This is a genomic window from Massilia sp. P2_C2 (assembly GCF_056404615.1).
This window is the reverse complement of record NZ_JBFUDR010000004.1, coordinates 50093-59331: the sequence shown is the minus strand read 5'-3', so window position 1 is coordinate 59331 and position 9239 is coordinate 50093. Positions and strand designations below refer to the sequence as shown.

Here is a 9239-nt window from a genome sequence, read left to right as displayed (position 1 = left end):
CAACGTGGCCGCGTCGTTGCGGCCCGTTGCGCTCGACATGGGTATCCAGCCGGCCCTCGAATGGCTGGTCGACGATTTTGCCGCCCATGCCGGCATCGCTGCCACGCTGCTCGTCGAGGACGACACCATCGTTCTCGACGAAGACAGCGAGACGACGGTCTTCCGTATCGTGCAGGAATCGCTGACCAATGTGGCGCGCCACGCCGGCGCCAGCCGGGTGACGGTGACCCTGGACAGCACGGGAGAAGTTTGCCTGGTGGCGGTGCAGGATGACGGCGTGGGCTTCAATCCCGCACGGATTCGCAAGACCTCGCTGGGCCTGCTCGGCATGCGGGAACGGGTTTGGATGGTCGGCGGCGACATCGAGATCGACAGCGCACCGGGCAAGGGGACGACCGTCGTGGTGCGGGTGCCGCTCGGCAAATGCTCCGGACAAAGCCCACGCGCGGTCCCATACTGATTCCGACTATACGTAGGGAAATTCCTACGAAACTTTTACCTCGTCCTGACCCCAGAATCAAGATTGCCTGATAGTAACCGGCCGTCGCAAACAGCATGATACACATCGGTGATTAATCATGGCTTGGGCAAATGAAGGACACGACGCGTCACGAGGCAACGCTGGACCGACAAGGGGGTCGCGGCATGGAACCACGTCTGGACGACGTGAGGCATGGTTCCGCCGGCATGCGCGCCCTCGTCGAGCACTCTTCGGAAGCGGTCGCCCGGCACGATATGACGGGCCGGATCGTCTATTGCAATCCGGCATGGCGACGGCTCATGGGTTGCACGCAAGGCGCGACGGGCGGGCGGGTCGACGAGGTCCTGCCGGGGCATCTCGCGAGCCTGCACTACCAGGGCGCACTCGAACGGGCGGCCGCCAGCGGCGAATCCGTTGAATTCGGCTTCACCATCAGTGGCGGGGGCACCGAGGGACAGCTCGATGTGCAGATGCGTGTCGTTCCCGAGGCTGCCGATGACGGCACCCTGACCGGCTTGATGGTGTTCGGTCGCGATCTTACGCAACAAAGGAAGCTGGAACGCGAATTGCTGCGGCGAACCGCCGAATTGCACGACCTCATCGAGCACGCGTCGGACCACATCGTCCGCTACGACATGGAGTGCCGGCGCATTTTCGTCAACGCGAAATCGATGACGGCGCTGGGCGGCGATCCGGGACGGATCCTGGGGAAAACGCCGGCCGAATTTCCGGGAGGGACGGGGGCCTCGCTGCTCATGCAAGTCCTGCGCGACGTGCTCGCGCGCGGCGAAGCGCGCGACGTCAAGATCCGCTGGCAGGTGGACGGTGCCGACATCTGCCATCAGGTTCGGATGAGTCCGCAATTCGATGGATCGGGCCGGGTGACGCAGGTGCTGGCCGTCGGGCACGACGTCACCGAAGTCGACCGGTACCGCAAGGAGGCGCATCATCAGGCCTTCCACGACCGGCTGACCGGGCTGCCCAACCGCCTGTTGCTGTGCGACCGGATGTCCCAGGCGATCGCCGATGCCCAATACCATGGCCATCAGTTCGCCGTGATGATGCTGGACCTGGATCACTTTAAAAACGTCAACGACAGCCTGGGGCACAAGCTGGGCGACCATCTGCTGTCCGAAGTGTCGAAGCGCCTGCACGACTGCGTGCGCAACCACGACACCGTCGCCCGCCTGGGCGGCGATGAATTCGCGGTGCTGCTGCCGGACGTGCGCAAGGCGGACGACGTGGCCATGGTGGCAGACAAGATCCTCCGATACCTGGCCTGTCCATTCTTTGTCGGTGGACGCGAGCTGTTTATCACCGCAAGCATCGGCGTCGCCCTGTATCCCGGCGATGGCGTCGAGATGGATGCGCTGTTCAAGTTCGCCGATTCCGCCATGTACCACGCCAAAAAAATGGGACGCAACAATTTCCAGTTTTATGCGCGCGAATTCACCACGCGCGCGCTCGAACGCATGGACACGGAAATGGCATTGCACAAGGCATTGAAGCATGACGAACTGGAGTTGTATTACCAGCCCCTGCTCGACTTGCAGAGCGGGGACATGATCGGCGCCGAGGCGTTGTTGCGCTGGCACCGTCCCGGACACGGCGTGGTCGGGCCGGACGGGTTCGTCGCCATTGCGGAGGCGTCGGGATTGATTCTCGATATCGGCAAATGGGTCCTGTCTTCCGCTTGCCGGGCTGTGGTGCGCTGGAACCAGGGGCGGAAGAAACCGCTCAAGATCGCCGTGAACCTGTCGCCCCGGCAGTTCGTACGCACCGACCTCGTCGGCGAGGTCGCACGCATCCTCAAGGAGACCGGATGCGAACCGGCATGGCTGACACTGGAAATCACCGAAAACCTGCTGCTGGAAGATTGCGAGGAAACCGTCGCGATACTGTCGGCGTTTCACGACATGGGCGTCGCCATCGCGGTCGACGATTTCGGTACGGGCTATTCATCGTTGAACTACCTTCATCGTTTCCCCGTCAGCCATCTCAAGATCGACCGCTCTTTCGTCCACGGGATCGAAGGGCAGCTCGACAAGCGTGAACTGGTCAAGGCCATGCTCCTGATCGCCGCGGCGTTGGGACTCGCATCGGTGGCGGAAGGTGTCGAGACCTTTGCTCAGGCGGATTATCTGTGGCGGCATGGCTGCCATGCGGCGCAGGGCCACTTTTATGGCAAGGCGATGTCGATCGCCGATTTCGAAACCGCCCTGGAGAGACACGAGCGAGGCTGCTGGCCAGGAAGTGCGACATGGAATAATGCAGAGGAGATAAACAAAAAATGAAAAACCTGAAGATCGGGAAGCGGATGGACCGGGGATGAAGTTATTGATCGCTGACGATCACGCGCTCGTGATCGGTGGATTGAAGCAGTTGCTGGCGACGGTGGATGACATTCTGGTGGTGGGGGAGGCGGAAAATGGCCAGCAGGTGCTCGACGCAGTGCGCAGCAGTCGGTATGATCTGGTCGTGCTGGACATGCATATGCCGGAGCCAAGCGGCATCGATCTGATCGTGCGCTTGCGCATGCTCGATCCGCAACTTCCCATCCTCGTGCTCACGATGCAGAACGACCTGCACGTGGCGCGCGCGGCGTTCAAGGCGGGGGCTTCCGGATACCTGACCAAGGATAATGAACCGGAAGTGCTGATGGCGGCCATCCGCAAGACGGCCTCGGGTGGCCGGTTCATCGACCCGATGCTGATCGGTCAGATGGTGTTCGATACGGCGACGGCACATCCCGATCCGGCGCATGAACGACTGTCCACCCGGGAGTTCCATATCCTCAGCCTGCTGTCATGCGGGAAGAGCATCAATGGCATCGCGCTCGATCTTGGCCTCAGCAGCAAGACCGTCAGCACCCACAAGGTGCGGCTGATGCGGAAGCTGAATTTCCATAGCGATGCGGACCTCGTGCGTTATGGGCTCGAACGCGGGCTCGTGAAATAGCACCGGGCAGCCACACGCTGCCAAAAGAATGTGACAGGACATAAATTGAATAAGTCAGATATAGCGCTGCACATGGAAGATTTTGAACTTGCCATGGATCTCATCAGCAGATCTCTGTGCGAGAAGACCAGTGCCCATATGCAGTCTATCGAAGCACGATTGCAGCAGGCAGCGATTGCGAGAAATTCGGCGCAACGCTTTCTCGATGAGGCATGGCCTCATATACGAGCCCGGCTGATGTTCTATCACGATAGCCGCGCATGATTGAGGAGGAGCCAGGCCACCGTGATCACGACCATGCCCGTGAACGTCACGCATGACCACGTGAAGAACCAGGCCGACAGGATCCCGGCCTGCAGCACCTTTTCGAACAGCACGCCCAGCCCGAAGTCGAAGACGGTCAGGAACGACCAGCGCCGCAGGTACACGGGCAGGTAGCGGCTCATGCGGCGGTTGTGCTGGTGGGCGGCGTGGCGCTCGAAGCGGTCGCGCGCGGCGCTCACGTCGTGGAACAGCCAGTCGAAGAACAGGAAGCGGTACAGCAGCCGGCGGAACGGCATCTCGGGCAGGGGAGGGTAGGCCTCCCCCGAGGGCGGCGTGGGTTGGTGTCGCGTGTCCTGGTCGTTCGTCATGGTTGCACCGCTCGTCGAATGGCCTTTCCATGTTAAGACAGTTGCCGTCCCGAGCACGTTCGCTGGTTAACGTAGCGTGCGCGCCCCCGGACATTGTCGGCGATCCGCGGCGCGCGTTTCTGAGCGGCATCGAATAACACCGACGACATGCAGAACGGGCCGGGGCACGAACGCCGCATGCGGCGCCCGTTCCAACAACCGCTGCCGACGTGCGTCAGCCTTCCTTGACCCGGCTGGCGATGTGCGCCAGCGCCTCGTCGACCTGGTCGATCAGGATCAGCGACAAATCGCCCGGCTGCAGGCGCGCCAGCGCCTTGTCGATGGCGACGAACTCGCCCTTGATCTCGTCGACGTGCGTCGTGCGCGACGCGCCGGCCAGGCCTTCGCGCAGCAGGGCGACGACTTCGCCTTCCGAACGGCCGCGCTGGCACTGGTCTTCGTACAGTAGCACGTCGTCGAACGCCTTGCCCAGGATGCGGGTCTGGTCGCGGATGTCCTCGTCGCGGCGGTCGCCCGCGCCGGAGATCACGACCGAGCGGCGCTTGGCCGGCATCGCTTCGACGGCGTTGACGAGCGCCTGGATCGCGTCCGGATTGTGGCCGTAGTCGGCGATCACGGTCGCGCCACGGTAGTCGAACACATTGAAGCGGCCGGGGGCGTTGTCGCTTTCGCCCACGAAGGTCTTCAGGCCCAGGCGAATCGCGTCCCACGAAATGTTCACGGCCCAGGCCGCGGCGACGGCTGCCATCACGTTTTCGACCTGGAAGCCGATCACGCCGCCGCGGGTGATCGGGACGTCGGCCAGGGGCACGCGCTCTGCGCGCTTGCCCTGCGCCGCGACGAGGTGGCCGTTGTCGACATAGACGATGCGGCGGCCCTGCGCGCGATGCTTCTGCATGACGGGCAGCGAGGAGTCCGCGGCGAAATACGTGATGTCGCCCTTCGTGTTCTCGGCCATGGCGGCGACGATCGGATCGGCCGCGTTCAGCACGGCCATGCCGTTCGGTGCCACGTTCTGGACGATTACGCGCTTCAGTACCGCCAGGTCTTCCAGCGTGGTGATGTAGTTCAGGCCGAGGTGGTCGCCGGAGCCGATGTTGGTGACGACGCCGACCTGGCAGCGGTCGTAGGCGAGGCCTTCGCGCAGGATGCCGCCGCGCGCCGTCTCGAACACGGCGGCGTCCACGTCCGGGTGCAGCAGCACGTTGCGCGCGCTGCGCGGGCCGCTGCAGTCGCCGCTGTCGATGCGCCGGCCTTGAATATACACGCCGTCCGTGTTCGTCATGCCGGTACGCAGGCCCGAGCTGCCGAGCAGGTGGGCGATCAGGCGCACGGTCGTCGTCTTGCCGTTCGTGCCCGTCACGGCGACGACCGGGATGCGGCCGTCGTCGCCCGGGGCGTACAGCGTGTCCATGATGGCTTCGCCGACGGCGCGGCCCTTGCCGAACGACGGCGAGATGTGCATGCGCAGGCCCGGCGCCGCGTTCACCTCGACGATGCCGCCGCCCTGGTCCTCGATCGGCTTCAGGACGCTGTCGCACACGAGGTCGACGCCGCAGATGTCCAGGCCGACCATGTGCGCGGCCGCGATCGCGCGCGCCGCCACTTCCGGATGCACGTCGTCCGTGACGTCGGTGGCGGCACCGCCCGTCGACAGGTTGGCGTTGTTGCGCAAGGTGACGCGCTGGCCCTTCGGCGGCACCGATTCGGCGTCGTAGCCCTGTTTCGCCAGCGAGGCGAGGGCGATGTCGTCGAAGCGGATCTTCGTCAGCGACGTCGCATGGCCGTCGCCGCGGCGCGGGTCCTGGTTGACGATGTCGACCAGCTGGCGCACCGTGTGTTTGCCGTCGCCTACGACGTGCGGCGGGTCGCGGCGCGCGGCGGCGATGAGCTTGTTGCCGACGACGAGCAGGCGGTAGTCATGGCCCGGCAGGTATTTTTCGACCATGATCTCGTCGCGGAACTCGGACGCGGCGGCAAAGCCGGCGTTCAGTTGTTCGCGCGTCGTCACGTTCACGGTCACGCCCTTGCCCTGGTTGCCGTCCTTCGGCTTGATCACGACCGGCACGCCGATTTCCCGGGCGGCGGCCCACGCATCATCCGGATCGCTCACGGCCCGGCCCAGCGGCACCGGCACGCCGGCCGCGTTGAGCAGGGTCTTGGTCAGTTCCTTGTCCTGGGCGATCGATTCGGCGATGGCGCCGGTGGCGTCGATCTCGGCGGCCTGGATGCGGCGCTGGCGGCTGCCCCAGCCGAACTGCACGAGGCTGCCCTCGGTCAGGCGGCGGTACGGAATGTCGCGCACGACGGCGGCGTGCACGATGGAGCCCGTGGACGGGCCGAGGCGCACGTCCTCGTCCAGGTCGCGCAGCTGCTTCAGCGCGGCATCGAGGTCGAACGGCTGGTCGGTGCGTGCCGCTTCGCACAGCTGTTCGGCCAGTTTCATGGCCAGCCGGCCGACGTCTTCCTCGCTGTATTCGACGACGACCTGGTAGACGCCGCTCTCCAGCGTGGCGGTGGTGCGGCTGAAGGTGACGGGGCAGCCGGCCTGCGCCTGCAGGGCGAGCGCGGCGACTTCCAGTACCTGGGCCAGCGGGATCGTGTCGTCATGGCCGGTCGGCTGCAGCGGCCAGATCTGCGGGAACAGGGCGCGCAGGCGCGTCTCGAAACCGGGCAGGGCGCCGATCGATTCCTCCTCGGGCGTGCAGGTAACGATCGCCTCGATCGACGTGTGGTGGCTCCAGAGGTTGGGACCGCGCAGGGCCCGTACGCGTGTTACTTCCATAGATCTTTCCTTTAGGGTCTTGCGGCGCCAGAGCTCCTGGCAGCTGGCGCGCGTCGGCCCGGTCGTCCCGGGCACGTATCTTTATCAGGCCTTGCCTTTTTTTGCGGCGGCGTCGAACGTGCGCAGGCCGGCGCAAATCAGGTCGGTCGGCACGTCCAGCGCCCATCCCGCAAGGGCGGCGGCCAGCACGGCGTCCGGTTGCGCGGCGGTGGCCGGCTTGACCTTGTCCAGGCCCAGCAGCGGCATCTCTTCGCCACCCTGGGCCAGCAAGACATGGCCGTTGCGCACGAACGCGACGCGGCCGCCGGCGGCGCGGTGCGCCTGCAGCGTGGCGTTGGCTTCGTCCTGCGCATAGAACAGCACGGCGCCGTCGGACAGGTCGGCCAGCGCGGCCAGGCGCGGGTCGGCCGCGTTCAGCACGGCCGCGCCATCGGACAGCACGACGTCGACCTGGCCGCGCACGACGTTATACAACGCATCCTCGTCGCGCACGTACAGGTCGGCGACGTCGGCCACGTTGCCCATGTCCGTCACGATGCCGACCAGGCAGCGGTCGTAGGGCAGGCCTTCGTTCAGGATCGTGCGCGGGTTCGATTCGAATACGGCGGCCTGCACGGTGCGGTTGATCAGCAGGCGCTGCCCCGCGTCGAAGCGGGTGCCGTCCTGCGTGGTGACCTGGCGGGCATCGAGGAACAGGCCGTCGCGGTTGGCCACGCCGACGTGCTTGCCGGTCAGGTTCAGCACGGTGCCGACGAGGCGCGCGGCCAGCGCGGCATCCTTGCCGCCCGTGACGCCCACGAGCGGGATGCGGCCCGTTTCACCCTCCCTGGTCTCATCCTCGTTGAACAGGTGCTCGACGATGGCACGGCCGACGTTGCGCGGTTCGCCCTTGGCGGGCTTGATGTGGGCGAGCAGGCCCGGGCTGGAATTGACTTCGATGATGGCGCCGCGCTGTTCTTCAAGCGGACGCGAGATGTCTTCGCACACGAGGTCGATGCCGGCGATGTCCAGCCCGACGACGCGCGCAGCCAGCGCGGCGACATGGGCCACGTCCGGGTGGACCTCGTCCGTGACGTCGTCCGCCACGTTGCCGTTCAGCTGGATCAGCACTTTCTGGCCGGCTTGCGGGATGGAGTCGGGCGTGAGGCCCTGGCGCTGGAGGTCCAGCTTGATCTCGCTGTCCTGCGGCTTGACGCGGCTGAGCGGGAATTCTTCCGAGTCGCCGCGGCGCGGGTCGATGTTGATCTGGCTGTCGCACAGCTGCGTCACGGTGGAGGTGCCGTCGCCGACGACCCACAGCGATTCGCCCTTGGCGGCCGCGACGACTTTCGCACCGACGACGAGCAGGCGGTGCTCGTTGCCGGGAATGAAGCGCTCGACGAGGACGGCGCTGGAATCGCCTTCCTCGGCCGCGATGGCGTAGGCCGCATGCACGTCCGCTTCCGACATCAGGTTCAGCGACACGCCGCGGCCGTGGTTGCCGTCGACCGGTTTCACGGCGACGGGCAGGCCGATGTCCTGCGCTTCTTCCCAGGCGGCTTCCGCGCTGCGCACGACCGTGCCCTCGGGCACCGGCACGCCGCAGGAGGCGAGCAGGGTCTTGGTCAGGTCCTTGTCGCTGGCGATGGATTCGCCGATGGCGCTCGTGCGGTCGGTCTCGGCCGTCCAGATGCGGCGCTGCGCGGCGCCGTGGCCCAGTTGCACGAGATTGCCCTCGGTCAGGCGGATAGCCGGGATGCGGCGCTCGGTAGCGGCTTCGACGATGTGACCCGTCGACGGGCCCAGGCAGTAGCGGTCGACCAGTTCCGTCAGTTCGGCGACGGCGGCGTCGAGGTCGAACGGCGTGTCGTTGATGGCGGCCATCAACAGGGCATGACCGGCTTTCAGCGCGGCGCGGCCGACGGTCTCGTCGCGGGTGCGGAATGCCATTTTATAAATGCCGCGGTCGGCGGTGGAGCGGGTCTTGCCGAAGCCGGTCTTCATGCCGGCCAGGTTCTGCAGTTCGAGGACGACGTGTTCGAGGATGTGCCCGGACCACGTACCGTCGCGCAGGCGCTCCAGGAAGCCGCCGCGCTCGCCGAGGCCGCAGCGGTGTTCGATCAGGCCCGGCAGCCAGGCGGTCAGACGTTCATACAGGCCGGGAAGTTTATTCGAAGGACATTCTTCGAGTTCGCCGATGTCGAGCCACGCTTCGATGACAGGACGGTAGGTCCAGATGTTCGGTCCACGCAGGTGGTTTACACGAAGAATTGCAATGTCTTTCTTTTTTGTCATGAAAAATATCCAGCCACGCGAGACCGCTCTCTCATCGCCTGGCGTTGCCTATGTTTGCACATCGATGGGTGTTCAAGGCGATTGCCGGATCGCGGCGACCGTCTTCCTC

The 9239-nt window shown here is 65.4% G+C and carries 7 protein-coding genes; 4 read left to right on the top strand and 3 right to left on the bottom strand.

What is annotated here, in order from left to right; all coding sequences use genetic code 11:
• The 4 genes from AC1DYX_RS01215 to AC1DYX_RS01200 form a co-directional block, all read left to right on the top strand.
• Positions 1 to 460 (top strand): sensor histidine kinase (locus tag AC1DYX_RS01215; protein ID WP_477255458.1); only part of this gene is annotated, 460 nt, incomplete at its 5' end.
• Positions 461 to 591: 131 nt separating this feature from the next.
• The gene (locus AC1DYX_RS01210; protein WP_477255456.1) at positions 592 to 2775 is read left to right on the top strand and encodes a putative bifunctional diguanylate cyclase/phosphodiesterase; all 2184 of its coding nucleotides are present in this window, start codon (positions 592 to 594) and stop codon (positions 2773 to 2775) included.
• A gap of 34 nt (positions 2776 to 2809) precedes the next feature.
• On the top strand, positions 2810 to 3439 hold the full coding sequence (locus tag AC1DYX_RS01205) for a response regulator (protein ID WP_477255454.1): 630 nt from the start codon (positions 2810 to 2812) through the stop codon (positions 3437 to 3439).
• 45 nt (positions 3440 to 3484) lie between these two features.
• Entirely contained in the window at positions 3485 to 3703 is a 219-nt protein-coding gene (locus tag AC1DYX_RS01200; RefSeq protein ID WP_477255452.1) for a hypothetical protein, read from the top strand.
• Here AC1DYX_RS01200 and AC1DYX_RS01195 read toward each other — a convergent pair.
• The 3 genes from AC1DYX_RS01195 to AC1DYX_RS01185 all read right to left on the bottom strand — a co-directional run bounded on the left by AC1DYX_RS01195 (position 3685) and on the right by AC1DYX_RS01185 (position 9130).
• Positions 3685 to 4071, bottom strand: coding sequence for a hypothetical protein (locus tag AC1DYX_RS01195; RefSeq protein WP_477255450.1), 387 nt, complete (start codon positions 4069 to 4071; stop codon positions 3685 to 3687). The genes AC1DYX_RS01200 and AC1DYX_RS01195 overlap by 19 nt on opposite strands.
• A 214-nt stretch (positions 4072 to 4285) precedes the next feature.
• A complete protein-coding gene (gene cphA, locus AC1DYX_RS01190; protein WP_477255448.1) occupies positions 4286 to 6856 on the bottom strand; it encodes a cyanophycin synthetase in 2571 nt (856 codons plus the stop codon).
• Positions 6857 to 6940: 84 nt separating this feature from the next.
• Positions 6941 to 9130, bottom strand: coding sequence for a cyanophycin synthetase (locus AC1DYX_RS01185; protein ID WP_477255446.1), 2190 nt, complete (start codon positions 9128 to 9130; stop codon positions 6941 to 6943).
• Between the last annotated feature and the right edge of the window lie 109 nt (positions 9131 to 9239).